Consider the following 23,846-nt stretch of genomic DNA (forward strand, 5'->3'; position numbering starts at 1 on the left):
CCGTCACCCCGCGCAAACCCCGTGCCCGCAGCCAGGCTCGGATCGACGCGATACTCGATGCCGCCCGCACCTTGCTGGCCGCCGAAGGCGTGGCCGGTTTGTCGATCTACAGCGTGGCCGAACGAGCGCAGATTCCACCGTCGTCGGTGTATCACTTTTTTGCCAGTGTGCCGGCGTTGCTGGAGGCACTCACGGCAGACGTGCACGCGGCCTTTCGCGCAGCCATCCAGGCGCCCATCGAGCACGCGTCACTCAAGCACTGGCGCGACCTGTCCTGCATCGTCGAGCAGCGCATGCTCGCCATCTATGACCAGGATGCCGCTGCGCGCCAGTTGATCCTGGCCCAGCATGGGCTCACCGAAGTGACTCAGGCCGACCGCCAGCATGATCTGGAGTTGGGGGATTTGATGCTGGAAGTATTCAACCGCCACTTCGAGGTGCCGACGCTACCCAGCGATGTGGACGTGTTTGCCCTGGCCCTGGAACTGAGCGACCGCGTGTATGCGCGCTCGGTGCATCAGCATGGGCTGATCACACCGCGCATGGCGGATGAGGGGATGCGGGTGTTTGATGCGTATGTGGGGTTGTATTTGCCGGCCTACCTGCCCAAGCGCTGAGGCTTGTAGTGGCTGGGATGGCCTCATCGGGGGCAAGCCCCCTCCCACATTTGATCGCATTCACTCGGTCAAGGTGGGAGGGGGCTTGCCCCCGATGGCGGCCTCAAGCGCGATCACAACTTGGCGATCGACACCTCAGTCGACTTCACAAACGCAATCACTTCGCTGCCAATCACCAGCTCCAGCTCTTTGACCGAGCGGGTGGTGATCACCGACGTGACGATGCCGGACGCGGTCTGCACGTCGATTTCCGACAGCACGTCGCCTTCGACGATTTCCTTGATGGTGCCTTTGAACTGGTTACGTACGTTGATGGCTTTAATAGTCATGTTGTTCTTCCTTCAGGGACAAGTGAGTTATTGAGCCCAACGCAATTGCGTAGGCAGCGGTGAAACAGGTTCGGGTTCCGGCGGCGTGCCGGGCAACGACAGCACACGGTTAAGCACTTGGGCTTCCAGCGCAGCCAGGCGATGTGAGCCCCGGGCACGCGGACGTGGCAGGTCGACGGTCAGGTCGAGGCCGATTTCGCCGTCTTCGATCAGGATCACGCGGTCGGCAATCGCCACCGCTTCGCTGACGTCGTGGGTCACCAGCAACACGGTAAAACCGTGCTTCTGCCAGAGGTTTTCGATCAACTGCTGCATCTCGATGCGGGTCAGCGCATCCAGTGCGCCCAAGGGCTCGTCGAGCAGCAGCAGGCGCGGCTGGTGAATCAACGCACGGGCCAGGGCCACGCGCTGCTTCTGGCCACCGGACAACGCCGCCGGCCACTCCTCGGCGCGCTCGGCCAAGCCAACGGCTTCCAGGGCGTCCAGCGCTTTGGGGCGCCAGTTGCCCTTGAGGCCCAGGCCCACGTTGTCGATGATCTTTTTCCACGGCAGCAGACGCGCTTCCTGGAACATCAACCGCGTGTCTTCAATCGCTTCGCTCAAGGGCGCGGAACCAGCCAGCAGCTCGCCGCCGCTGGCTTTGTCGAGGCCGGCCAGCAGGCGCAGCAAGGTACTTTTGCCGCACCCGCTGCGACCGACCACGGCCACGAACTGGCCTGCTGGAATATGCAGGTCAATCTCTTTGAGTACTTCCCGCGCACCAAAGGCCTTGCGCAACTTGCGCACCGCCAGCGGAATGCCTTTGAGCAGACGCGGAGGTTGTTGAGCGGTCATGCCGCACCTCCTTTATTCACTTGATACGCCGGATGCCAGCGCAGCCACACACGCTCCAGGCCGCGCGCTGCGAGGTCGGCCAGCTTGCCGAGGATGGCGTACATGACGATGGCCAGCACCACCACGTCGGTTTGCAGGAATTCACGGGCGTTCATCGCCAGGTAACCGATACCGGAACTGGCCGAAATGGTTTCCGCCACGATCAACGTCAGCCACATAAAGCCCAGCGCGAAGCGCACGCCCACCAGGATCGACGGCAGTGCGCCCGGCAAAATCACTTGCCAGAACAGGCTGAACCCGGACAAACCGTAGCTGCGCGACATCTCCACCAACGCCGGGTCGACGTTGCGGATGCCGTGGTAGGTGTTGAGGTAGATCGGGAACAGCGTGCCGAGGGCGACCAGGAAAATCTTCGCCGTCTCGTCAATCCCGAACCACAGGATCACCAGCGGGATCAGCGCCAGGTGCGGCACGTTGCGGATCATCTGCACCGAGCTGTCCAGCAGGCGTTCGCCCCACTTCGACAGGCCGGTGATAAAGCCCAGGGCGAGGCCAATACTGCCGCCGATCACGAAGCCCAGGCCGGCACGCCAGCCGCTGATGGCCAGGTGAGTCCAGATTTCGCCACTGGCCACCAGGTTGATCCCGGCTTCAATCACGGCACTCGGCGCCGGCAGGATGCGCGTCGACAACCAGCCCGCCGACACCGACAACTGCCACACCGCCAGTAATAGAACCGGCAGTACCCAAGGGGCCACACGGTGGCTTAGTTTTTCATAGTTCATAGCACTGCCTAGCTCTGTGACGCAGCTTTGGGAAGGATGTCGTTGGCGACCATTTCGCCGAACGGGCTCACGTAACCGGCGCTTTTGGGCAGCTCTGGACGCTCGATATCCAGGTGTGGGAACAGCAACTCCGCGACGCGATACGACTCTTCCAGGTGTGGGTAACCGGAGAAAATAAAGGTATCTATGCCCAATGCTGCGTATTCCTTGACCCGTGCCGCCACGGTTGGACCGTCGCCCACCAGCGCGGTACCCGCACCGCCACGCACCAGGCCGACGCCGGCCCAGAGGTTGGGGCTGACTTCGAGGTTGTCGCGGTTGCCGCCATGCAAGGCCGCCATGCGCTGCTGGCCGACAGAATCGAAGCGCGCCAGGGAGGCCTGGGCACGCGCGATGGTGTCGTCGTCCAGATGGGAGATCAGTTTGTCGGCGGCTTTCCAGGCTTCATCGTTGGTTTCACGCACGATCACATGCAGGCGAATACCGAAACGCACGGTGCGCCCCAGTTTCGCGGCCTTTGCCCGTACCTGTTCGATTTTTTCCGCCACCGCAGCCGGCGGCTCGCCCCAGGTCAGGACCATTTCCACCTGTTCGGCTGCCAGGTCCTGGGCCGCTTCGGAGGAGCCGCCGAAGTACAGCGGCGGGCGCGGTTGCTGGATCGGCGGGTACAGCAGCTTGGCGCCTTTGACGCTGATGTGTTCGCCGTCGTAATCCACGGTTTCGCCTTCCAGCACACGGCGCCAGATGCGGGTGAATTCCACCGACGCCTGGTAGCGCTCTTCGTGCGTAAGGAACAAGCCATCGCCGGCCAATTCTTCCGGGTCACCGCCGGTCACCAGGTTGAACAGCGCACGGCCACCGGACAGGCGGTCCAGGGTCGCCGCCTGACGCGCGGCGACCGTCGGGGAAATGATCCCGGGGCGCAGCGCGACGAGGAATTTCAAACGCTGGGTCACCGGGATCAGCGAAGCGGCCACCAGCCACGAGTCTTCGCAGGAGCGCCCGGTAGGGATCAACACCCCGCCAAAACCCAGGCGGTCAGCGGCCTGGGCCACTTGCTGCAGGTAACCGTGGTCGACGGCGCGAGCGCCTTCGGCGGTGCCAAGGTAATGGCCGTCGCCGTGGGTAGGCAGGAACCAGAAAATATTGAGGCTCATGGAGTTGTCTCCTGAAGAAATCGGATTACGGCGCTTTGGCCACAGCAGCGGGTGGCGTCCAGATCACGTCCTTGATGTTCAAGGGTTTGGGGATCAATTTGAGTTGGTAGAAGCTGTCGGCGATTTTCTGCTGGGCGGCGACCACTTCCGGGGTCAGGAACAGTGCGCCGTAGCCCTGGCGTTTCACCGAGGTCAGGGTGATGTCAGCCGGCAGCCCGAGCAGCGGCGCCACTTGGTCGGTGACTTCCTGCGGGTTGGCCTTGGACCATTCGCCCACCGCGCGCACTTCTTCAATCAGCGCCTTGACCACCTCGGGATTTTTTTCCGCGTAAGGCTTGGTGGCCAGGTAGAACTGATGGTTGTCGGCGATGCCGGTGCCGTCACGCAGGGTGCGCGCTTGCAGTTGTTTCTCGGCGGCGGCCTGGTACGGGTCCCAGATCACCCACGCATCCACACTGCCGCGCTCGAACGCAGCACGCGCATCGGCGGGCGGCAGGAACACGGTCTGCACGTCGGTGTACTTCAGGCCGGCGTCTTCCAGGGCACGAACCAGCAGGTAGTGCACGTTGGAGCCTTTGTTGAGCACCACTTTCTTGCCCTTGAGCTCGGCCACCGATTTGATCGTCGAGTCTTTCGGTACCAGGATCGCTTCACTGGTCGGCGCTGGCGGCTCGTAGGCCACGTAGAGCAGGTCGGCACCGGCGGCCTGGGCGAAGACCGGCGGGGTTTCGCCGGTAACGCCGAAGTCGATCGAACCGACGTTCAGGCCTTCAAGCAGTTGAGGGCCACCGGGAAACTCGGTCCATTGGACGTTTACGCCCTGGGCCGCCAGGCGTTTTTCCAGGGTGCCCTTGGCTTTGAGCAGCACCAGGGTGCCGTATTTCTGATAGCCGATCCGCAGGGTTTCGGCCGCTTGTGCTTGAACAATGGCGCCTAAGGACACAGCCGCAGCAAACAGTGCGACCAGACCACGACGCAAGATGACAGTGCGCATGGCGCTCTCTCCAAATAATGCGATTAGGGGGGTGGCTGCACCTGCTTGGCCGTTGGCGGCTGAGTAAGGTGAGTACTACAACATCCGGTAAGGCTTAAATGCTCCAGCGAGCACTCAACAAACGTTCATTCAACACATTGGGGTCCAGCGGTTTCGGGCGACGGGCCATGGCGCCGTAAAGCGTCTCCAGGGCCTCGTGCAAACGGTGTTCGAGTACCGGCACCAGCTGCGCCTGCGCGCTGCCTTCGCCATAGGCGATCTGGCTGTCTTCGGCAAAAATGCCGTGGAGCAACTCCTGGGCCTTGAGGGCCGACAACACCGGCTTCAAGGCGTAATCCACCGCCAACATGTGGGCGATGCTGCCGCCGGTGGCCATCGGCAATACGATTTTGTGGGCCAGGGCGCGTTCGGGCAGCAGGTCCAGCACGGTTTTCAGCGCGCCGGAGAACGAAGCCTTGTACACCGGCGTGGCAATCACCAGGCCATCGGCGTTAGCCACCTGTTGCAGCAGGTCAATGACCTTGGGGCTGTCGAAGCGTGCGTGCAGCAGGTCTTCAGCCGGGAAGTCCCGTATCTGGTAACTCACTACCTCTACGCCTTTGTCTTGCAACCACTGACGGGTTTTATCCAGCAACACCCCGGAGCGGGAACGCTGGCTGGGACTGCCTCCAAGTGTTACGACCAACATGCAGGAATTCCTTGAGCTAGTGCCGGCGGTTCGCTGTGTGGCGATGGCGCCAAGATGGAACAGACCTTATCAGCAGATTTATATATCTTTAAATCTTATTTTTTCATGTGTTTATTCTATAAATGCATAAGCGATTCAAAAATCACCAGGCGAAAAAAAAGGCCGTAAAAACGGCCTGAAACCCTTGCATTGAATAGTGGCGTATCTATAGACGCCATCGGGGGCAAGCCCCCTCCCACAGGGGAACACGCTCAACTGTGGGGAGCTTGCCCCCGATGGGGTGTCAGCCTTAGCGATTAGGCTGCGGGGTGAGCCGCAGGTACGGCTTCACCGCGCGGTAACCCTTTGGAAAGCGTTTCTTGATCTCTTCCTCGTCCTTGAGCGACGGCACGATCACCACTTCATCACCGTCCTGCCAGTTGGCGGGGGTGGCGACCTTGTGATTGTCAGTCAGCTGCAGCGAGTCGATGACCCGCAGGATTTCATGGAAGTTGCGGCCGGTACTGGCCGGGTAAGTGATGGTCAGACGGATCTTCTTGTTCGGGTCGATCACGAACAGCGAGCGCACAGTAAGGGTGTCACTGGCGTTCGGGTGGATCAGGTCGTACAGGTCCGAGACCTTGCGGTCGGCGTCGGCCAGGATCGGGAAATTGACGACAGTATTCTGGGTTTCGTTGATGTCTTCGATCCACTTGTGGTGCGAGTCCACCGGGTCCACCGACAGCGCGATAGCCTTGACGCCGCGCTGGGCGAATTCGTCCTTGAGCTTGGCGGTGAAACCCAGCTCGGTGGTGCACACCGGGGTGAAGTCCGCCGGGTGGGAAAACAACACACCCCAGCTATCGCCCAGCCATTCGTGGAAACGAATCGTGCCGGCGCTGGAATCCTGTTCGAAGTCGGGGGCGATATCGCCCAGTCTTAGGCTCATGGTGTGGCTCCTGGTGAGTGCTTATGGAGCCCACTGTGCATGGATTACGGATTATTTAAAAAGAATAAATATCGATTTATCTAGACGATAAAGGAATATTAAAAATGTGTTCACTGGACCCGGGAACGGGTGGGGGTCAACATTCGTTTCAAGGTTCGAGAAGGCCTTGAGACGCTGTAAAAAAGAGGGGTTCAGGAAGGGCCTGCGGGGGTTTGGCCCGACTTGAAAGGCAAGACACCTTGCCCGGCGTGCGCCGGGCAAGGTTTTACGCAGTTACTTGAACGCGTAGGTGTAACTTACGATTACACGGTTTTCGTCTTGATCGCGCGCAGAAGCAACATCGTTGCGCCACATAGCGTTTTTCCAGGCGACGCCGACGTTTTTGAACGGGCCTTCTGGGACTACGTAAGCAACAGTGATGTCGCGCTCCCACTCGGTCTGGCCAGTCGACTCAACTTGAGTACGGGAGACGGTGTCGATGTCTGTACCTTTCAAGTAAACAACACCTGCGGTCAAACCCGGTACGCCAACCTTGGCGAAATCATAGGAGTAGCGAGCCTGCCAGGTACGCTCGCCGGCACGGGCGAACTTAGCAATCTGCATGTCAGTAGTCAGGTAAGCCGACGAACCGTCGCCTTGGTTCAACCAAGGGAAGTCGCTGCTACCGTTGCTGACCTGGTAACCACCACCGAAGGTGTGACCGGCAACGGTGTACAGGAACAGGCCGCTGTACAGGTTGTTATCGACCTTGCCACGACCAGAGTTGACGCCGCTGTAGTTACCCGACGAGAAGTACTCGGATTCTTTACCGTTTCGACCATCGTCGGAGCTGTTGAAGTAGCGCAGGTCAGACTTCAATACGCCCGGGCCGATCGCCCAGTTGTGGGTCAGACCCAGGAAGTGCTGCTTGTAGAAATCTTCCAGGTTGCCGTAGTAGTACTGGGCAGTCAGGTCCTTGGTGATTTTGTAGTCACCACCGGCGTAGTAGAACTTGTTGCTGTCACGCCAGCTGGCGCCACGGGAGTTGGCACCAGAAATCGACAGGTTGTCGACGTTGCTGGAGTTACGACCCTTGGCTTTTTCGATCTGACCAGCAACCAGCGTCAGGTCTTTGATTTCGTTGGTGGTGATCTGACCACCCTGGAAGGTCTGCGGCAGCAGACGACCATCGTTGGTCACGATAACCGGCAACTTAGGCTGCAGAGTGCCCAGCTTGAGCTCGGTTTCAGAGATCTTGGCTTTGGCAGTCAGACCCAGGCTCGAGAAGTTATCAACGGCTTTGCCGTTGGACTCGCTCGGGAACACAGTACCGCCGTAAGAAGTGCCGGTAGCGCCGTTGGTGCCACCACCAGAATCCAGGCGAACACCCAGCAGGCCGATAGCATCAAGACCGAAGCCTACAGTGCCCTGAGTGAAACCGGAGATGAAGCGCAGATCGAAGCCTTGACCCCACTCTTCCAGCTTGTTTTGCGCGTTGGCAGCTTTAGTGCCGCTGTCGCGGTTATCGGTGTTGATGTAAAAGTTACGCAGACCCAGAGTTACTTTACTGTCATCGATGAAACCGGCAGCGCCTGCTTGCTGGGCGATTGCGCCCAACGTTACAGCCAAAGCCAAGGTGGACTTCTTCATGTACCGCTCCTCTCATTTCTAATTTTTGTATTTCTTTGGTCTTGGGTCTAACGCCCTCGATCCACAGATGCGCGATTAGCACCGCATAGTGACTGACAAGTCAATCGTAACCTTGTGTGTCTACTACCTTCGTCTAATCGCAGTTGATTTGGTCCCTGCAGGGTAATGAGTTTTTCATACACCCAAAAAGAATTATTTCATTCTTTTTCATACGATCCAGGAATAAGCCTTTTCACGACGCGAGCATGCCTGGATGGGCAAACCGCTCCATAAGCTAATTCCTAAAGGGTATTTGTTGACGCTTTTTTAGATCGATTAGTGTGGCCGTTCTGTTGCATACGTCACTCACGATCAAAAAGGCGACGCCATCATGGCCAAACGCATATCCTCCCGTCAATTTGTTACAGTTTTTGTGTCACTAATTCTTTCTTTTGGTGTCAAAGCCGCCGATTTAACCATCGGCTACCAAACCGGCATTGACCCCAGCAAGGTTCCACAGGCTGATGGGCTGTATGAAAAGGCCATTGGCGAGAAGATTGCGTGGCGTCGATTCAACAGTGGGCCGGAAGTCGTCACGGCTATCGCCTCGGGCGATGTGCAAATCGGCAACCTCGGCTCCAGTCCTCTCGCGGCAGCGGCTTCGCGCAATTTGCCTATCGTCGCGTTCATCGTATCGGCGCAGATCAACAGTTCTGAAGCCCTGGTGGTACGCAACGGCAGCGGTATCGACAAACCTGAAGACCTGGTGGGTAAAACCATCGCCACACCCTTTGTATCAACCTCTCATTACAGTTTGTTGGGCGCGTTGAAACACTGGGGGCTGGATACCAAAAAAGTCAAAGTAGTGAACCTGCAACCCGCTGAAATCGCAGCAGCGTGGAAACGTGGCGATATCGACGGCGCCTTTGTGTGGTCACCGGCGCTGGGCGAGATCCGCAAGACCGGCAAAACCCTGACAGACGCGGCGCAGGTGGGCCAGTGGGGCGCTCCGACCTTTGAAGTGTGGGTGGCCCGCAAGGATTTCGCGGAAAAACATCCTGACGTAGTGGCCAAGTTTGCCAAGGTCACCCTGGACTCCTTTGCCGACTACGCCGCCCACAAAGACAACTGGACGGTGGACTCCGAGCCGGTGCAAAAAATCGCAAAATTGACAGGTTCGAATGCCGCAGATATTCCAGAGCTGCTGGCCGGCACTACCTTCCCGGATGCGCAGGCACAGCAAACCGACGCACTGCTCAAGGGCGGCACGGCGAAGGCAATTGGGGAAACGGCGAAGTTTTTGAAGGAACAGGGCAAGGTTGAAAATGTGCTGCCGGACTATTCGGCCTTCGTAACCGATAAATTCATCAGCCACTAAACCCGGTCAACAATGTGGGAGGGGGCTTGCCCCCGATGGCAGTGGGTCAGTTAACCCATAAGTCACTGACAGACTGCCATCGGGAACAAGCCCCCTCCCACATTTGGATTTACAGGGCCTTCTCGAAGATCTTCGAATTGCGCTGGTAGTTGTACAACGAGGCCCGCGCCGAGGGCAGCCGGTCGACGCTGCTCGGCACAAAACCCCGCTCACGGAACCAGTGGGCGGTCCGGGTGGTGAGGACAAACAATGTCTTCAACCCCTGGGCACGGGCACGGGTCTCGATACGCTCCAGCAACACATCACCGCGCGCGCCGTGGCGGTATTCAGGGTTCACCGCCAGGCACGCCAGTTCGCCCGCGTCCGAATCCGCGATCTGATACAGCGCCGCACAGGCGATGATCATGCCTTCGCGTTCCACCACGCTGAACTGTTCGATCTCGCGCTCCAGCACTTCCCGCGAACGGCGCACCAGGATGCCCTGCTCTTCCAGCGGGCTGATCAGATCGAGCAAGCCGCCGACGTCCTCAATCGCCGCCTCGCGCACCAGCTCGAACTGCTCCTGGGCCACCAGCGTACCGCCGCCGTCCCGGGTGAACAGTTCGGTGAGCAGTGCACCGTCTTCGGCATAGCTGACAATATGGCTGCGCCCTACCCCACCCCGGCACGCCTGGGCAGCCGCGTCGAGCAGTTCGGCCTGGTAGTTGCTGCTGCCCAGGCGTTGCAGGTGCGCTGGCACTTGCTGCGGGCGCAATTCGCGCACCAGGCGACCATTTTCGTCGATCAACCCGAGGTCGGCGCCAAACAGCAACAACTTGTCGGCGCCTAGGTCGATGGCGGCGCGGGTGGCGACGTCTTCGCAGGCCAGGTTGAAAATCTCACCGGTAGGCGAATAGCCCAAGGGCGATAGCAGCACGATGGAGCGCTCGTCCAGCAGGCGATTGATGCCCTTGCGGTCGACGCGGCGCACTTCACCGGTGTGGTGGTAATCCACGCCTTCAAGCACACCGATCGGCCGTGCCGTGACCAGGTTGCCGCTGGCCACACGCAGGCGCGAGCCCTGCATCGGGGACGAGGCCATGTCCATGGACAGGCGCGCTTCAATGGCAATTCGCAAGTGGCCGACCGCGTCGATCACACATTCCAGAGTCGCCGCATCGGTGATGCGCAAGCCTTCATGGTAAGCCGGGGTCAGGCCGCGCGCCTCAAGGCGCGCTTCGATCTGTGGGCGCGAACCGTGCACCAGCACCAGCCGCACGCCCAGGCTGTGGAGCAGCACCAGGTCGTGGACGATATTGCCGAAGTTGGGATGTTCCACACCATCGCCGGGCAGCATGACCACAAAAGTGCAGTCGCGGTGAGCGTTGATGTAGGGCGAAGCGTGACGAAGCCAATTGACGTATTCGGGCATAACACCTGGGCCTGTAATAAAAAGCAGCCGAAAAAGGATGAATCGTGAAAACGCACAGCGGGCTGATGGTTATCGTCGGAACAGGCTTGGCGACACGCTCGCTCTCCTTATGTACGAATGGACAAGGGTTAATTTATGCAGGCTTGAGGCAGTAATGCTCGATCAGTTCCCGCAATAGACGCACTGTAGGCGTCAAGCGTGACATTTCGAGGTACTCGCCCGGCTGGTGGGCGCAGGCGATATCGCCAGGGCCCAACACCAGGGTTTCACACCCAAGGCGCTGAAGATAAGGCGCTTCGGTGCCGAACGCTACTGCTTCGGCACGATGGCCGGTCAATCGTTCCGCTACGCGCACCAACTCGGCGTCTTCCGCTTGTTCGAACGGCGGCACTTCGGGAAACAATTGCGCGTAGTCGATCTTGACCTTGTGGCGTTCGGCCAAGGGTTCAAGCTTCTGTCGGATGGCGGCGCGCAGCACTTGAGGGTCCATGCCCGGCAAGGGGCGCAAGTCGAACTCCAGGGAGCATTGGCCGCAGATGCGATTGGGGTTGTCGCCGCCATGAATACACCCAAAGTTCATGGTCGGTTGCGGCACGCTGAATTGCGCGTTGCGGTACTCGCGCTGCCAGGCCAGGCGCAGGCCGCGCAGTTCACCGATGGCGTCATGCATGGCTTCAAGGGCGCTATGGCCCAGGCTTGGGTCCGACGAGTGGCCGCTTTGGCCGAGGATGTCGATACGCTCCATCATCACGCCTTTGTGCAGGCGGATCGGCTTGAGGCCGGTCGGCTCGCCGATCACCGCCGCACGACCCAGCGGGCGGCCCGCCTCGGCGAGTGCGCGGGCACCGGACATCGAGCTTTCTTCGTCACACGTGGCAAGAATCAACAGCGGCTGCTTGAACGGCTGGTCCAGCAGCGGCAACACGGCTTCAATCGCCAGGGCGAAAAAGCCCTTCATGTCGCAACTGCCTAAACCTACCCAGCGGCCGTCGACTTCCGTCAACTTGAGCGGATCGGTCTTCCACAACGCCGCGTCATACGGGACGGTATCGCTATGCCCGGCCAGCACCAGGCCGCCGGGGCCACTGCCCAAGCTGGCCAGCAGGTTGAACTTGCCGGGGCTGACTTGCTGGATATCGATGGCGAACCCCAGGTCGCCCAGCCAGCCGGCGAGCAAATCGATCACCGGGCGGTTGGTCTGGTCGAGGGACGCTTGGGTGCAACTGACCGACGGCGCGGCGATCAGCGCGGCGAACTGCTCTTTCATGGACGGTAACGGCATGCGCGGTCCCTCAACTTCCCGGATGAGCCCCACTATAGAGCCATCTGCACGACACAATAAACCGTTGCGGCGCGTTGCCGGGCTCAGTCCTGTACACTGCACGACCTTGGCAGCCACTCTTTTCCCCGGCTGCGCTCCCGATCCTGGATTTTCCGGCCATGCAGAAAGAAACCGAAATCAAGCTCCGCGTCAGCCGCGAAACACTCGTCGCGCTGCGTGAGCACCCGCTACTGAAAAAACGCAACAAAAGTGGCTGGGAACGCCGTGAGTTGATGAACCAGTACTTCGACACCCCTGAACGCGACCTGGCCCAGGCCAAGGTTGCCCTGCGTTTGCGCAAGGACGGTGACGATATCATCCAGACCCTCAAGACCCGTGGCCAAAGCGTCGCCGGCTTGTCGGAACGCAACGAGTACAACTGGGACCTGCCCAAAGCCAAGCTCGATGTGAAAAAACTCGACGGCGAATGCTGGCCCGAGCAACTGGCCGAGCTGGACAAAAAGACCCTCAAGCCGATTTTCACCACCGATTTCGTGCGTGAACGCGCCGAAATCGCCTGGGGCCGTGGCAAGGCCAAAGTCGTGATCGAAGCCGCCCTGGACCTGGGCCATGTGGTGGTCGGCAAGCAGAAAGAAGAAATCTGCGAGCTGGAACTGGAACTGCGCGAAGGCGAACCCGCCGCCCTGCTGGAGTTGGCCGCCGAGCTGGCTGCCACCCTGGCGCTGATGCCGTGTGATATCAGCAAGGCCGAGCGCGGCTACCGCCTGTACGACGCCAGCAGTTACTCGTTGAGCCTGCCAGCGCCGCAGGTCCACGCCGAAATGCCGCTGGACGATACCTTCGCTGCGATCATGTGGCACTTGTTGGGCAGCAGCCAGCGTCTGGCTGAGCAATATCGTTTTAATGGCCACTGGCGCCTGCTGCAAGACTGGGTCGAGAACCTCGGCGAACTGCGCGCCCTGATCGGCAGCCTCGGCCAGGCCGCACCGCGCCAATCCACCAGCGAACTGCGCAGCGCACTCGATGCCCTGCTGGAAGACTGGCGCCCACTGGTCCAGGCCGGTGACGACGATGAAGACATTCGCAAAGCGGCGCCGGAGCAGTTCGTCGAAGAATTGGACGACGTGCGCTGGGGCCTGTTCTCACTGAACCTGTCGCGCTGGCTGCTGGCTCGCACCTGGGCCGCCGACCGTAACGTGCGTGGCAACCGCCAGGGCGCTGCGCAAATCACCAACTGGTTGCCGCGCTTGCTGGCCGACGACGCCGTCGCCCTGCAACTGCAGCGCTACCAGCAGCAACCGGAAGACCTCGCCGAACAACTGCCGCGTATCGAGCGCATCCAGGCCTGGCTGCACCATGCGCGTCACGTGGTGGACATCCCGGAATTGGACCGCCTGTACGGCGAGCTGAACAAGTTGGCCCAACTGGCCAACCAGCCGATCACCGATGAATCGCTGGATGCGCGTATGCACCAGGCGATTGCGGTGTATCAGAACCGTGCGTGGAAGACGTTGCTGCGCCTGTAAGATCGCCATCGGGGGCAAGCCCCCTCCCACAGTGGATTGGGTTCACAACTTTCTATTTGTGAACACAGTCAGTGTGGGAGGGGGCTTGCCCCCGATAGGGTCGGCCCTGTCAGCGCAATACTGGCAGGCTGGTCGTGGACTTGATCTCCGACAACGCCACAATCGAATTAACCTCCTGAATCCCCGGTACCATCGACAGCTTGTCGAAGAAGAACCGCTCGTACGCCTCGATATCCGACGCAACGATCCTGAGCAGAAAATCCACCGCCCCCATCAGCACGTAACACTCCAACACTTCCGGAAACCCGCGAATGGCCTCGGTGAACTCGGTGAAGTTGGATCGGCCGTGGGCGTTGAGTTTGACCTCGGCGAAGATCTGCGTGTTGAGACCGATTTTCTTGCGGTCCAGCAAGGTGACCTGTCCCCGGATCACGCCCTCCTCCTTGAGCCGCTGGATACGCCGCCAGCACGGCGACTGGGACAGCCCAACCTGCTCGGCGATCTGTGCGCTGGAGAGCGAGGCGTCCTCTTGCAGCAACGCCAGGATACGGCGGTCGTAGACGTCCAACTCACTGTGCATAAAAATACCTTCGTTCCCATACCCGCTGGATTGCTTGATTCGTTTTATCGCCAAACGGACCTATCTTAGATAAAAAATCTCCGTTCCAGCATGTAAAAATTTCTCCAGTCAAATCCGGAGAGCCAGCATGTACGCCGTCGAAACCCCTCACGCCCCTGCCCGTGTCGACGCATGGGCGGTCAACAGCGCCCATTGCCAGGCGCATTATCGGATCGTCGCCGAAGCTGAGCCCGATGTGCTGTGCCGCGTACTCAACTTTTTTGCCTTGCAGTTCCTGACGCCCAGCCAGGTTACGGTGAACCGGGAAGACGACCTGCTGCACCTCGACATCCTGATGGATGGCCTGAGCTGGCACCGCGCCCGAGTGATCGGTGAAAAGATTCGAAACCTGATCAGCGTGTGCACGCTGGAACTGCGCCCAGCTGATTCCATGGGGCTTCAAGCGGCACTGGCCGCCACTCGGTAAAGGGTTGCAATACTCGCGCGAAGGCAGAGATTTAGAGGCTGGCTAGCCTGGGATGTACGTCCTATACCGCCCTGGAAACCTGCATGCCCGCTGATCAACGATTGGAACTGCTTGCGCTGTTGCCGCCTTTGCTCGATGCAAAGCTGATCACGCCCGACATTGCACAGCGCCTGTCGAGCCTGCCGACCGACCCTGCGCGACACCCCCTGGAGTGCGTCGCCGCCGAAGGCCCGTGCCTGGAAACCCTCACCCAGTGGCTGGCCACACAGGCGGGGCAGCCCTATCTGCGTATCGACCCGTTGAAGATCGACGCGGCGACGGTCGTGCCGCTGATGTCCTATGCGTTTGCCCAACGGCACGCCATCCTGGCGGTGGCCGTGGACGCGCAGACCGTCACCGTCGCCAGCGCCCAACCCCATGTCAGCGGTTGGGAGGCCGGGCTCGCGCAGGTGCTCAAGCGCTCGATCACACGGGTGGTTGCCAACCCCCAGGACATTGCACGCTGTATCGGCGAGTTCTACCGGCTGGCGAAGTCGGTCAGCGGCGCCGATCAAAAAGTCGCGGCGCAGGGTACGGTCGACCTCCTCAACCTCGGCGCCGGCGACCAGGAGCCGGATGCCAATGACGCGCATATCGTCAATATCGTCGACTGGTTGCTGCAGTACGCCTTTGGCCAGCGGGCCAGTGATATCCATGTAGAACCGTGCCGTGAGCAGGGGCGTGTGCGTTTTCGCATTGATGGGCTGCTGCACGACGTTTATCAGTTCCCGCCCCAGGTCACCATGGCGGTGGTCAGCCGCCTGAAAAGCCTGGGCCGCATGAACGTGGCGGAAAAACGCAAACCCCAGGATGGGCGGGTCAAAACCAAAAGCCCGACGGGCGCGGAAGTCGAGCTGCGGCTTTCAACCCTGCCCACTGCCTTTGGCGAAAAACTGGTGATGCGGATTTTCGACCCACAGGTACTGCTCAAGAACTTTGACCAGTTGGGTCTCTCCCCTGTGGACCAGCAGCGCTGGCAGGCCATGACCCGGCAAGCCAACGGCATCATCCTGGTCACCGGGCCTACCGGCTCAGGCAAGACCAGCACGCTCTACACCACCCTCAAGCAGTTGGCGACCCGGGAGGTCAACCTGTGCACGGTGGAAGACCCCATCGAGATGGTCGAACCGGCGTTCAACCAGATGCAGGTGCAGCACAACATCGACCTGACCTTCGCCAGCGGCATCCGCGCCCTGCTGCGCCAGGACCCGGACATCATCATGATTGGCGAGATCCGCGACCAGGAAACCGCCGAAATGGCGATTCAGGCCGCGCTGACCGGGCACCTCGTGCTGTCGACCCTGCATACCAACGACGCCCCGGGCGCCATCAGCCGACTCCAGGAACTGGGCATCGCGCATTATTTGATCAAAGCCACCTTGCTGGGCGTGATGGCGCAGCGCCTGGTAAGACTGTTATGCCCGCACTGCAAGCGCGCGGCGGGTGACGCCCATGAGGCCATTGGCTGCGGGGAATGCAGAAACAGCGGCTACCGGGGCCGCGCCGGGGTCTACGAGATCATGGTTTTGAACGACGACCTCAAAGCGTTGATCACGCCCGGTGTCGACGTGCAGGCATTGCGCCAGGCAGCCATTGGCCAGGGCATGTGCAGCCTGCGCATGGCCGGCCTGCAAAAAGTGAAGACCGGGCTAACCACGCTGGGTGAAGTCCTGCGGGTGACACCCGGGGATTCAGTAACAAATCCTTTTGCTGTTACGGGGTGAATCCGCTCTTATTGGTGACAACACCGTTACAATCGGCCCACTGTCATTTCACTGGCACCATCAGATAAGGAATCGATATGCAGATCGGAACAGTGCTGCTGCTTTTTGTGGGCTTGGCCATCGCCATCCTGTTCATGGGCTTCAAGGTGGTACCCCAGGGCTACCAGTGGACCGTCGAGCGCTTCGGCCGCTACACCAACACCCTCAAGCCTGGCCTGAACATCATCATCCCGGTCATGGACCGCATCGGTCGCAAGATCAATGTGATGGAAAGCGTGCTGGATATTCCGCCGCAGGAAGTCATCACCGCCGACAACGCCACCGTGCAGATCGACGCCGTGTGCTTCTTCCAGGTGGTCAATACCGCCCAGGCTGCCTACGAGGTCAACAACCTCGAGCACGCCATCCGCAACCTGCTGCAAACCAATATCCGTACCGTGCTCGGCTCCATGGAGCTGGATGCCATGCTCAGCCAGCGTGACGGCATCAACGAAAAACTTCTCAAGACCGTCGACGAAGCCACCGCGCCATGGGGGATCAAGATCACCCGTATCGAGATCAAGGACATCAGCCCGCCCGCCGACCTGATGGCCGCGATGTCGGGCCAGATGAAAGCCGAGCGCATCAAGCGCGCGCAAATCCTGGAAGCCGAAGGCCTGCGGGCGTCGGCAATCCTGACGGCTGAAGGGAAAAAGCAAGCGCAGATCCTGGAGGCCGAGGGTAGCCGGCAGGCGGCGTTTCTGGAGTCAGAAGCCCGCGAGCGTCAGGCCGAAGCGGAAGCCCGCGCCACCCAGGTGGTGTCGGAGGCGATTGCCTCGGGCAACGTGCAGGCGGTTAACTACTTTGTTGCGCAAAAATACATCGACGCCTTGGGCAAGCTGGCTTCGGCCAATAACAGCAAGGTCATCCTGATGCCGCTCGAAGCCAGCCAGGTAATCGGCGCGGTCGGCGGCATCGGCGAGATCGTCAAGGCAACGTTCGACAGCAAGAAAGGCTGAGGCCATCGCCATGTGGGAGTTCCTGCAGCATTTATCATTCTGGGATTGGTTGGCACTGGGCACGGTGCTGTTGATACTTGAGGTATTCGGCGCCGGGGGCTACCTGCTGTGGATGGGTATCGCGGCGGCGGCGGTGGGCGTGATCAAGTTTCTGGTTCCGCCTTTGGGGCTGGAGTGGCAGCTGCTGCTGTTTGCCCTGTTGTCGATACTGACGGCGGTGTACTGGTGGAAGCGCCAGCGCAGCAGTGCCAAAGCCAGTGACCAGCCGGGGCTTAACGAGCGTGGCTCGGAGCTGATCGGCCGCACCTTCATAGTGCATCAAGCCATTGTAGATGGCCGGGGCAAGGTCAAGGTCGGCGACGGGGTATGGATGGTGACCGGCCCCGACAGTCCTGTAGGCGCGCAGGTAAAGGTGATTGGCCAGGACGGGGTGGTCCTAAAGGTTGTAACTGTTTAATCAGTCAGGGAACTCGGCTGGGTTAACTACAATCATAGAGTACAGATAACCCACCCGGAGTCACCCATCATGCGTCTTAAATATGCTGTCGCAACCCTTGCTGTGCTTTCCCTTCCTGTCGGTTCAGCGATGGCCGACAGCTTCTGGCGCAATGTCATCTCGTCGGGCGCCACTACCGGCTCGACGTACCTGACCTTCAAGGACCACAAGCTGGTGGTCGCTGCACAAGACGACGCCGGCAGCTTCGTTGCCAGCGACGGCGGCATCCGCGGCCCGTACCTGGAAGCCGCCATGCAGAAAGTCCGCGCCGATAACCCTGGCCTGCAGGCCACGGACATGGAACTGGCCAACGCCATCCTGGCGAAAAACGCCATTGCTTCCGAGTAATACCGCCTGACCAAACAAGCCGCTCTTCATGAGCGGCTTTTTTTTGCGCTCTTTTCCTGCAACCGGGCTCAAGGACGACTGAATAGGAAAAGTCCTCTCGATCGCCTGACTCGCCCAGTAACAAGCTATCGGTTCCTAACGTCACCCAGTGAATCGAGAACCATGGGAAAACTACCTGCCATCCTGCTCCTCGCCGCTATCGCCAGCCCCTATGCACAAGCAGAAGGCTGGTACGGCTCGGCAAAGCTCAACAGTGCCCGCCAGAACCTCTCCAGCTCACTGTTGACCAGCCCGCGCGTTACCCATCAAGTGGCGGCGCCTGATAGCAACAAAGCGTTCACCGGTTCATTCGCCGCAGGGTATGCCTTCACCAATGGCTGGCGCCTGGAGGGCGAATACACCACCCCCAACAGCTCGACGTTCGACTCCCACTGGGCGCCCTTCAATGCCAACGTCAATCGCCTTGACGTCGACAGCCAGCGCTTGATGATCAACGGGTATAAAAATATCCCGATCAATGACTGGCTATCGTTTTACGGCATGGCCGGTGTGGGTATGGCGCAAATTGATGCCGAAGGTTATCAGGGCAATAACACCCGACGCTTCGCCAGCAACCGCCAATACAATTTCGCCTACAGCGTGGGCCTGGGCCTGGACGCCAAGGTCAGCGAAAGCCTTACCGTGGGCGCTGGCTGGCGTTACGTGGACATGGGCGATGTTGAAACCGGCTACAACACCTTCGCGAACCGGATAAACGCGCGCGACGAGCAGCTCAAAGGCAAGCTCAAGGAACAGAACGTGTTTCTTGAAGCGCGCTTATCGTTCTGACCTGCAGTTAAAAATGCCGCTGATAAAGCGGCATTTTTTTGCCCGCCACATGACGATTCATTCACGCACGACAGGCTATATTCAGTCGAACCATGCAACCATGCCGGTACTGCTACCTCGTCTACTCATCGCCAACCTGAAACGGATGCCTTCGTCGTTATGAGCCAACAGCCCTTCCTGCCGTTTTCCAAACCCACTATTGATGAAGCCACCATCTCGGCGGTTGGCGATGTATTGCGCTCGGGCTGGATCACCAGCGGGCCGAAAGTGCAGGCATTCGAGGCACAGTTGTCGGAATATTTCGGCGGGCGGCCGGTGCGTACGTTCAACTCGGGCACCTGCACCATGGAGATTGCCTTGCGCATTGCGGGCATCGGGCCAGGTGATGAAGTCATCACCACGCCGATCTCCTGGGTCGCCACGGCCAATGTGATTCTCGAAGTGGGCGCCACGCCAGTGTTCGCCGATATCGACCCGGTAACGCGCAATATCGACCTGGCCCAGGTGGAAGCCGCGATCACCGCGCGCACCAAGGCGATCATTCCGGTGTACCTGGCCGGCCTGCCCCTGGATATGCCGATGCTTTACGCGCTGGCCAACAAGTACAACCTGCGCATCATCGAAGACGCCGCCCAGGCGCTGGGTTCCAGCTGGGATGGCGAACGCATTGGGGCCACTGGTGATTTCGTGTCGTTCAGCTTCCAGGCCAACAAGAACATCACCTCGTCCGAGGGCGGCTGCCTGGTATTGAACAATGCCGAGGAGGCGCGCCTCGCGGAGAAATACCGTCTACAAGGCGTTACCCGCACCGGCTTCGACGGCCTGGACGTGGATGTGCTGGGCGGTAAGTTCAACATGACCGATATCGCCGCAGCCATCGGCCTGGGGCAGTTTGCCCATATCGAGCAGATCACCGCTCATCGCCAAAGCCTGGCCCGGCACTACTTCAAGTGTTTTGGCAGCGATTTCGAGGAAAAATACGGCGCGCAATTGCCGCCGGCGGATTTCGAAAACAGTAACTGGCACCTGTTCCAACTGGTGTTGCCAGAGCGCCAGGACGGCCTGCCGGCGCGCGCAACGTTCATGGAGCAGATGCAGGCCCATGGCGTTGGTATCGGCTATCACTACCCGCCGATCCACCTGCTGAGCTTGTATCGGGCACAAGGGTTCAAGGAAGGCATGTTCCCGGAAGCGGAGCGTGTTGGGCGTTTGATCGTGTCGTTGCCGATGTTTACGGCGATGACGGAGGCAGATGTGGAGCGCTCGGTAGCGGCGGTTAAAGCGGTTTTGACAGCGAACTGAATACTCACAGCTGACACTGTCCAATGTGGGAGGGGGCTTGCTCCCGATGGCGGTGCATCAGTCACTGATTAGTAGACTGACACTCCGTCATCGGGAGCAAGCCCCCTCCCACATGGGTTCTGCGTTTACTCGCCGATGGCAGCTTTGTAACCAGCAGCGTCCAGCAGTTTCTCAAGGTCAGCCGGGTTGCTTGGCTTGAGCTTGAAAATCCACGCGCCGTACGGGTCGGAGTTCAGCAGCTCAGGGCTACCGCTCAGTTCTTCGTTCACGGCAATCACTTCGCCAGCCACCGGGGCGTAGATGTCAGAAGCGGCTTTCACCGACTCAACCACACCCGCCTGGCCTTGCGCTTCGAACGTAGCGCCGACTTCGGCCAGCTCAACAAACACCACGTCACCCAACGCTTCCTGAGCATGATCGGAAATACCGACGGTCACGCTGCCGTCCGCTTCCAGACGGGCCCATTCGTGACTTTCGGCAAAACGCAGGTCGGCAGGGATATCGCTCATAGTCTGTGTCCTCAAGAAGAAATGTCAGCGGCCATTGGCCTGCCGTAAATAGTTAGATCAAGGTTTTGCCATGGCGCACGAAGGTCGGCTTGACCACTCGAACCGGGTACCACTTGCCGCGGATTTCCACTTCGGCCCGATCGGCAGTCGCCGTCGGTACACGCGCCAGGGCAATGGATTTGCTCAGCGTAGGAGAGAAACTACCACTGGTGATCTCTCCTTCGCCAACATTGGCGATACGAACCACCTGGTGAGCGCGCAAAACTCCGCGTTCTTCCAGCACCAGCCCGACCAGTTTGTACTGCACACCCGCCGCCAGCTCGGCCTCCAGCGCAGCCCGTCCGATAAAGTCACGCTCGGCAGGCGCCCAGGCGATGCTCCAGGCCATGTTGGCCGCCAGTGGCGAAACGTCTTGGTGGATATCCTGACCGTACAGGTTCATCCCGGCTTCCAGGCGCAGGGTATCGCGGGCGCCGAGGCCAATGGGTGAGATGCCCGCGCCCACCAGGTCGTTGAAGAACCCGGGGGCCTGATCGGCCGGCAGCACGATTTCCAGGCCGTCTTCACCGGTATAGCCGGTGCGGGCGATAAACCAATCGCCGTCGGCCTGGCCTTCAAAGGGCTTGAGCTGATGGATCAGGGTGCCACGGGACTGGGTGACCAGCTCGGCAATCTTCTGCCGGGCATGCGGGCCTTGAATGGCCAGCATGGCCAACTCGGGACGTTCATGCAGCTGCACGTCGAACGCGCCCAGTTGGGCTTGCATCCAGGCCATGTCCTGGTCACGGGTGGCGGCGTTGACGACCAGTCGGTAACCGGCCTCGGTGCGGTAGACGATCATGTCGTCCACCACGCCGCCCTGCTCGTTGAGCATGGCGCTGTAGAGCGCACGGCCGCAGCCATGCAAACGATCGACGTCATTGGCCAGCAGGTGCTGGAGCCATTCCTTGGCCTGGGGGCCGGTGACATCGATCACGGTCATATGAGATACATCGAACACCCCGCAGTCGCGTCGCACCTGATGGTGTTCTTCAACTTGCGAGCCGTAGTGCAGAGGCATATCCCAACCGCCAAAATCGACCATTTTCGCGCCGAGGGCGAGATGCAGGTCATACAGAGGCGTACGCTGTCCCATGGGTTTCTCCTTCCGGGCTTGGCGAAGGTGCGCAGCGTAGCCGTTCGTGCCCTACGCCCTGTATTACAAGGCCTGCAGCCACGCACAGCGACTCGATCCGAAAGACGGACCGCACCGAATGCCGCGCATTGTAGCCGCAAGCCGTAGGACTGGCACCTAACCGATTTGACGGGCAGAGCGTCGGATCAACCCAATGACCGGCAATAGGCCGACCAACACCAGGGTCAGCGCCGGCAACGAGGCTCGCGCCCACTCGCCTTCACTGGTCATTTCAAAAATCCGCACGGCCAGCGTGTCCCAGCCAAACGGGCGCATCAGCAGGGTTGCGGGCATTTCCTTGAGCACATCGACGAACACCAGCAGCGCCGCGCTCAGCGTCCCGGGAAGTAACAGCGGCAGATACACTTTGCAAAACAGTCGTGGGCCGCTCACCCCAAGACTGCGCGCCGCTTCCGGCAAGGACGGGCGGATTCGCGCCAGGCTGTTTTCCAGCGGCCCATAGGCCACCGCCAGGAAACGCACCAGATACGCCAGCACCAGCGCCGACAAGCTGCCAAGCAGCAAGGGTTTGCCCGCGCCACCCAGCCAACCCGACAGCGGCACTAACAGTTCACGGTCGAGGTAACTGAACGCCAACATGATCGACACTGCCAGCACCGAGCCTGGCAAGGCGTAGCCGACGTTGGCCAGGCTGACCCCGGAGCGAATCGCCCGGGTCGGCGCCAGGCGGTTGGCGAAGGCCAGCAGCAGCGCCACGCTGACGGTAATCAGCGCCGCGATGCCGCCCAGATAGAGCGTGTGGACGATCAGGCCCCAATAGCGCTCATCCAGGTCGAACCGACCGCGCTGCCAAAACCAGGCGACCAGTTGCAGCATCGGAATGACAAAAGCACACGCGAATACCAAACCGCACCAGGTACTGGCCGCCGCCGCCTTGAAACCGCGCAGGTGGTACAGGGCTTTGCCCCGAGGCCGCTCATTGCCGACACGGCTGGTGCCTCGGGCGCGCCGTTCTCCGTACAGCACCAGCATCACCACCAGCAGCAACAGGCTGGCGAGTTGGGCCGCGCTGGACAGGCTGAAAAAGCCGTACCACGTTTTGTAGATCGCGGTGGTAAAGGTGTCGAAATTGAATACCGAAACCGCGCCGAAATCCGCCAGGGTTTCCATCAATGCCAAGGCCACGCCTGCGCCAATCGCCGGCCGCGCCATGGGCAGGGCGACGTGCCAGAACGCCCGCCACGGCGATTGCCCCAACACCCGTGCCGCTTCCATCAAGCCTTTGCCCTGGGCCAGAAAGGCGGTGCGCGCCAACAGGTAGACGTAGGGGTAAAACACCAGCACCAACACGATGATAACGCCGCTGGTGGAGCGTACCCGGGGCAAGCGCAACCCTGCGCCGAACCACTCGCGCAGCAACGTTTGCACGGGGCCTGCGAAGTCCAGCAACCCGACAAACACAAACGCCAACACATAGGCCGGGATGGCGAAGGGCAGCATCAATGCCCAATCCAGCCAGCGCCGGCCAGGGAATTCGCAGAGGCTGGTGAGCCAAGCCAGGCTGACGCCCAGCACCGTCACACCGACGCCCACACCCAGTACCAGCATCAGGGTATTGCCCAGCAAACGCGGCATCTGGGTTTCCCAGAGATGGGACCAGATTTGGTTGTCGATGCTTTGCCATGACAGCAACAGCACGCTCAGCGGCAGCAGCACCAGGGCGGCGACACTGAAGACCGGCAGGTACCAGCGGCGTTGGTCGGGGTGGGCCAAGGGTTAATTCTCAAAGAATGAAGATTTTAGACACACCGCGAACCAAAATGTGGGAGCGGGCGTGCTCGCGAAAGCGGTTTATCAGTCACACCTATATCGACTGACACGACG

General features: G+C 60.3%; 24 protein-coding genes. 10 read left to right on the plus strand and 14 right to left on the minus strand.

The annotated features are described in order from the left end of the window. The coding region (locus GIW02_RS10675; protein WP_236421862.1) for a TetR/AcrR family transcriptional regulator at positions 1 to 617 on the plus strand (617 nt) is incomplete at its 5' end. Between the two features lie 113 nt (positions 618 to 730). On the opposite strand, the gene GIW02_RS10680 is transcribed toward GIW02_RS10675, so the two are convergent. The 8 genes from GIW02_RS10680 to GIW02_RS10715 all read right to left on the minus strand — a co-directional run bounded on the left by GIW02_RS10680 (position 731) and on the right by GIW02_RS10715 (position 7,961). Further along, positions 731 to 946: a TOBE domain-containing protein gene (locus tag GIW02_RS10680; protein ID WP_003213899.1), complete on the minus strand. Its 216-nt coding sequence runs from the start codon at positions 944 to 946 to the stop codon at positions 731 to 733. Between the two features lie 27 nt (positions 947 to 973). Further along, on the minus strand, positions 974 to 1,780 hold the full coding sequence (gene ssuB, locus GIW02_RS10685) for an aliphatic sulfonates ABC transporter ATP-binding protein (RefSeq protein ID WP_236410759.1): 807 nt from the start codon (positions 1,778 to 1,780) through the stop codon (positions 974 to 976). Beyond that, positions 1,777 to 2,565: an aliphatic sulfonate ABC transporter permease SsuC gene (ssuC, locus tag GIW02_RS10690; RefSeq protein ID WP_236410758.1), complete on the minus strand. Its 789-nt coding sequence runs from the start codon at positions 2,563 to 2,565 to the stop codon at positions 1,777 to 1,779. Before ssuC ends, ssuB begins: the two co-directional genes overlap by 4 nt. 8 nt (positions 2,566 to 2,573) lie before the next feature. Next, a complete protein-coding gene (ssuD, locus tag GIW02_RS10695) occupies positions 2,574 to 3,722 on the minus strand; it encodes an FMNH2-dependent alkanesulfonate monooxygenase (protein WP_099585914.1) in 1,149 nt (382 codons plus the stop codon). Between the two features lie 25 nt (positions 3,723 to 3,747). Beyond that, positions 3,748 to 4,716, minus strand: a complete 969-nt coding sequence (locus tag GIW02_RS10700) for a sulfonate ABC transporter substrate-binding protein (protein WP_236410757.1) — start codon at positions 4,714 to 4,716, stop codon at positions 3,748 to 3,750. 94 nt (positions 4,717 to 4,810) lie between these two features. Continuing rightward, entirely contained in the window at positions 4,811 to 5,404 is a 594-nt protein-coding gene (gene ssuE / locus GIW02_RS10705; RefSeq protein WP_236410756.1) for an NADPH-dependent FMN reductase, read from the minus strand. A 289-nt stretch (positions 5,405 to 5,693) separates the two neighbouring features. Further along, complete coding sequence (locus GIW02_RS10710) at positions 5,694 to 6,332, minus strand: peroxiredoxin (RefSeq protein WP_058426478.1); 639 nt, start codon at positions 6,330 to 6,332, stop codon at positions 5,694 to 5,696. Between the two features lie 273 nt (positions 6,333 to 6,605). Next, a complete protein-coding gene (locus GIW02_RS10715; RefSeq protein ID WP_236410755.1) occupies positions 6,606 to 7,961 on the minus strand; it encodes an OprD family porin in 1,356 nt (451 codons plus the stop codon). Positions 7,962 to 8,331: 370 nt separating this feature from the next. Here GIW02_RS10715 and tauA point away from each other — a divergent pair, with 370 nt between their 5' ends. Further along, on the plus strand, positions 8,332 to 9,318 hold the full coding sequence (tauA, locus tag GIW02_RS10720; RefSeq protein WP_236421863.1) for a taurine ABC transporter substrate-binding protein: 987 nt from the start codon (positions 8,332 to 8,334) through the stop codon (positions 9,316 to 9,318). Positions 9,319 to 9,427: 109 nt separating this feature from the next. Here tauA and argA read toward each other — a convergent pair whose 3' ends face one another. Together argA and argE are read right to left on the minus strand one after the other, a co-directional pair. After that, on the minus strand, positions 9,428 to 10,729 hold the full coding sequence (gene argA, locus GIW02_RS10725) for an amino-acid N-acetyltransferase (RefSeq protein WP_236410753.1): 1,302 nt from the start codon (positions 10,727 to 10,729) through the stop codon (positions 9,428 to 9,430). Between the two features lie 133 nt (positions 10,730 to 10,862). After that, complete coding sequence (gene argE, locus GIW02_RS10730) at positions 10,863 to 12,011, minus strand: acetylornithine deacetylase (protein WP_236410752.1); 1,149 nt, start codon at positions 12,009 to 12,011, stop codon at positions 10,863 to 10,865. Between the two features lie 158 nt (positions 12,012 to 12,169). Between argE and GIW02_RS10735 the strand changes: the two genes are divergently transcribed. After that, on the plus strand, positions 12,170 to 13,537 hold the full coding sequence (locus GIW02_RS10735; RefSeq protein ID WP_236410751.1) for a CYTH domain-containing protein: 1,368 nt from the start codon (positions 12,170 to 12,172) through the stop codon (positions 13,535 to 13,537). Positions 13,538 to 13,646: 109 nt separating this feature from the next. Here the strand turns inward: GIW02_RS10735 and GIW02_RS10740 are convergent, their stop codons facing one another. Beyond that, entirely contained in the window at positions 13,647 to 14,117 is a 471-nt protein-coding gene (locus GIW02_RS10740) for an Lrp/AsnC family transcriptional regulator (protein WP_043046970.1), read from the minus strand. Positions 14,118 to 14,244: 127 nt separating this feature from the next. On the opposite strand from GIW02_RS10740, the gene GIW02_RS10745 reads away from it, so the two are divergent. The 7 genes from GIW02_RS10745 to GIW02_RS10775 all read left to right on the plus strand — a co-directional run bounded on the left by GIW02_RS10745 (position 14,245) and on the right by GIW02_RS10775 (position 20,318). After that, positions 14,245 to 14,583 carry a hypothetical protein gene (locus tag GIW02_RS10745; protein WP_236410750.1) on the plus strand — a complete coding sequence of 113 codons (339 nt, stop codon included), beginning with the start codon at positions 14,245 to 14,247 and terminating at the stop codon, positions 14,581 to 14,583. Positions 14,584 to 14,666: 83 nt separating this feature from the next. Further along, complete coding sequence (locus GIW02_RS10750) at positions 14,667 to 16,346, plus strand: GspE/PulE family protein (RefSeq protein WP_236410749.1); 1,680 nt, start codon at positions 14,667 to 14,669, stop codon at positions 16,344 to 16,346. 77 nt (positions 16,347 to 16,423) lie between these two features. Beyond that, a complete protein-coding gene (locus GIW02_RS10755; protein WP_010564478.1) occupies positions 16,424 to 17,344 on the plus strand; it encodes an SPFH domain-containing protein in 921 nt (306 codons plus the stop codon). A gap of 10 nt (positions 17,345 to 17,354) precedes the next feature. Further along, positions 17,355 to 17,801 (plus strand): NfeD family protein, encoded by a 447-nt coding sequence (locus GIW02_RS10760; protein WP_236410748.1) that lies wholly within the window; start codon positions 17,355 to 17,357, stop codon positions 17,799 to 17,801. 69 nt (positions 17,802 to 17,870) lie between these two features. Beyond that, positions 17,871 to 18,188: a DUF2388 domain-containing protein gene (locus GIW02_RS10765; protein WP_122541969.1), complete on the plus strand. Its 318-nt coding sequence runs from the start codon at positions 17,871 to 17,873 to the stop codon at positions 18,186 to 18,188. A 162-nt stretch (positions 18,189 to 18,350) separates the two neighbouring features. Next, positions 18,351 to 19,016: an outer membrane beta-barrel protein gene (locus tag GIW02_RS10770; protein ID WP_236410747.1), complete on the plus strand. Its 666-nt coding sequence runs from the start codon at positions 18,351 to 18,353 to the stop codon at positions 19,014 to 19,016. A gap of 159 nt (positions 19,017 to 19,175) precedes the next feature. Then, complete coding sequence (locus tag GIW02_RS10775; protein ID WP_236410746.1) at positions 19,176 to 20,318, plus strand: DegT/DnrJ/EryC1/StrS family aminotransferase; 1,143 nt, start codon at positions 19,176 to 19,178, stop codon at positions 20,316 to 20,318. Between the two features lie 125 nt (positions 20,319 to 20,443). Here GIW02_RS10775 and gcvH read toward each other — a convergent pair whose 3' ends face one another. From gcvH to GIW02_RS10790, 3 genes are all read right to left on the minus strand, one after another. Further along, entirely contained in the window at positions 20,444 to 20,827 is a 384-nt protein-coding gene (gene gcvH, locus GIW02_RS10780; protein WP_101273500.1) for a glycine cleavage system protein GcvH, read from the minus strand. A 52-nt stretch (positions 20,828 to 20,879) separates the two neighbouring features. After that, positions 20,880 to 21,962, minus strand: coding sequence for a glycine cleavage system aminomethyltransferase GcvT (gcvT, locus tag GIW02_RS10785; protein WP_236410745.1), 1,083 nt, complete (start codon positions 21,960 to 21,962; stop codon positions 20,880 to 20,882). A gap of 156 nt (positions 21,963 to 22,118) precedes the next feature. Then, a complete protein-coding gene (locus GIW02_RS10790; protein ID WP_236410744.1) occupies positions 22,119 to 23,735 on the minus strand; it encodes an ABC transporter permease in 1,617 nt (538 codons plus the stop codon). Positions 23,736 to 23,846 lie beyond the last annotated feature (111 nt).

The sequence above is a fragment of the Pseudomonas syringae genome, from assembly GCF_021606685.1.
Lineage (GTDB): Bacteria > Pseudomonadota > Gammaproteobacteria > Pseudomonadales > Pseudomonadaceae > Aquipseudomonas > Aquipseudomonas syringae_R.

Excerpts from the sequence above, each read along its gene's own strand:
- GIW02_RS10680 (WP_003213899.1), bottom strand. The coding sequence starts at position 946 with ATGACTATTAAAGCCATCAACGTACGTAACCAGTTCAAAGGCACCATC.
- ssuB (WP_236410759.1), bottom strand. The coding sequence starts at position 1,780 with ATGACCGCTCAACAACCTCCGCGTCTGCTCAAAGGCATTCCGCTGGCG.
- ssuC (WP_236410758.1), bottom strand. The coding sequence starts at position 2,565 with ATGAACTATGAAAAACTAAGCCACCGTGTGGCCCCTTGGGTACTGCCG.
- ssuD (WP_099585914.1), bottom strand. The coding sequence starts at position 3,722 with ATGAGCCTCAATATTTTCTGGTTCCTGCCTACCCACGGCGACGGCCAT.
- GIW02_RS10700 (WP_236410757.1), bottom strand. The coding sequence starts at position 4,716 with ATGCGCACTGTCATCTTGCGTCGTGGTCTGGTCGCACTGTTTGCTGCG.
- ssuE (WP_236410756.1), bottom strand. The coding sequence starts at position 5,404 with ATGTTGGTCGTAACACTTGGAGGCAGTCCCAGCCAGCGTTCCCGCTCC.
- GIW02_RS10710 (WP_058426478.1), bottom strand. The coding sequence starts at position 6,332 with ATGAGCCTAAGACTGGGCGATATCGCCCCCGACTTCGAACAGGATTCC.
- GIW02_RS10715 (WP_236410755.1), bottom strand. The coding sequence starts at position 7,961 with ATGAAGAAGTCCACCTTGGCTTTGGCTGTAACGTTGGGCGCAATCGCC.
- tauA (WP_236421863.1), top strand. The coding sequence starts at position 8,332 with ATGGCCAAACGCATATCCTCCCGTCAATTTGTTACAGTTTTTGTGTCA.
- argA (WP_236410753.1), bottom strand. The coding sequence starts at position 10,729 with ATGCCCGAATACGTCAATTGGCTTCGTCACGCTTCGCCCTACATCAAC.
- argE (WP_236410752.1), bottom strand. The coding sequence starts at position 12,011 with ATGCCGTTACCGTCCATGAAAGAGCAGTTCGCCGCGCTGATCGCCGCG.
- GIW02_RS10735 (WP_236410751.1), top strand. The coding sequence starts at position 12,170 with ATGCAGAAAGAAACCGAAATCAAGCTCCGCGTCAGCCGCGAAACACTC.
- GIW02_RS10740 (WP_043046970.1), bottom strand. The coding sequence starts at position 14,117 with ATGCACAGTGAGTTGGACGTCTACGACCGCCGTATCCTGGCGTTGCTG.
- GIW02_RS10745 (WP_236410750.1), top strand. The coding sequence starts at position 14,245 with ATGTACGCCGTCGAAACCCCTCACGCCCCTGCCCGTGTCGACGCATGG.
- GIW02_RS10750 (WP_236410749.1), top strand. The coding sequence starts at position 14,667 with ATGCCCGCTGATCAACGATTGGAACTGCTTGCGCTGTTGCCGCCTTTG.
- GIW02_RS10755 (WP_010564478.1), top strand. The coding sequence starts at position 16,424 with ATGCAGATCGGAACAGTGCTGCTGCTTTTTGTGGGCTTGGCCATCGCC.
- GIW02_RS10760 (WP_236410748.1), top strand. The coding sequence starts at position 17,355 with ATGTGGGAGTTCCTGCAGCATTTATCATTCTGGGATTGGTTGGCACTG.
- GIW02_RS10765 (WP_122541969.1), top strand. The coding sequence starts at position 17,871 with ATGCGTCTTAAATATGCTGTCGCAACCCTTGCTGTGCTTTCCCTTCCT.
- GIW02_RS10770 (WP_236410747.1), top strand. The coding sequence starts at position 18,351 with ATGGGAAAACTACCTGCCATCCTGCTCCTCGCCGCTATCGCCAGCCCC.
- GIW02_RS10775 (WP_236410746.1), top strand. The coding sequence starts at position 19,176 with ATGAGCCAACAGCCCTTCCTGCCGTTTTCCAAACCCACTATTGATGAA.
- gcvH (WP_101273500.1), bottom strand. The coding sequence starts at position 20,827 with ATGAGCGATATCCCTGCCGACCTGCGTTTTGCCGAAAGTCACGAATGG.
- gcvT (WP_236410745.1), bottom strand. The coding sequence starts at position 21,962 with ATGGGACAGCGTACGCCTCTGTATGACCTGCATCTCGCCCTCGGCGCG.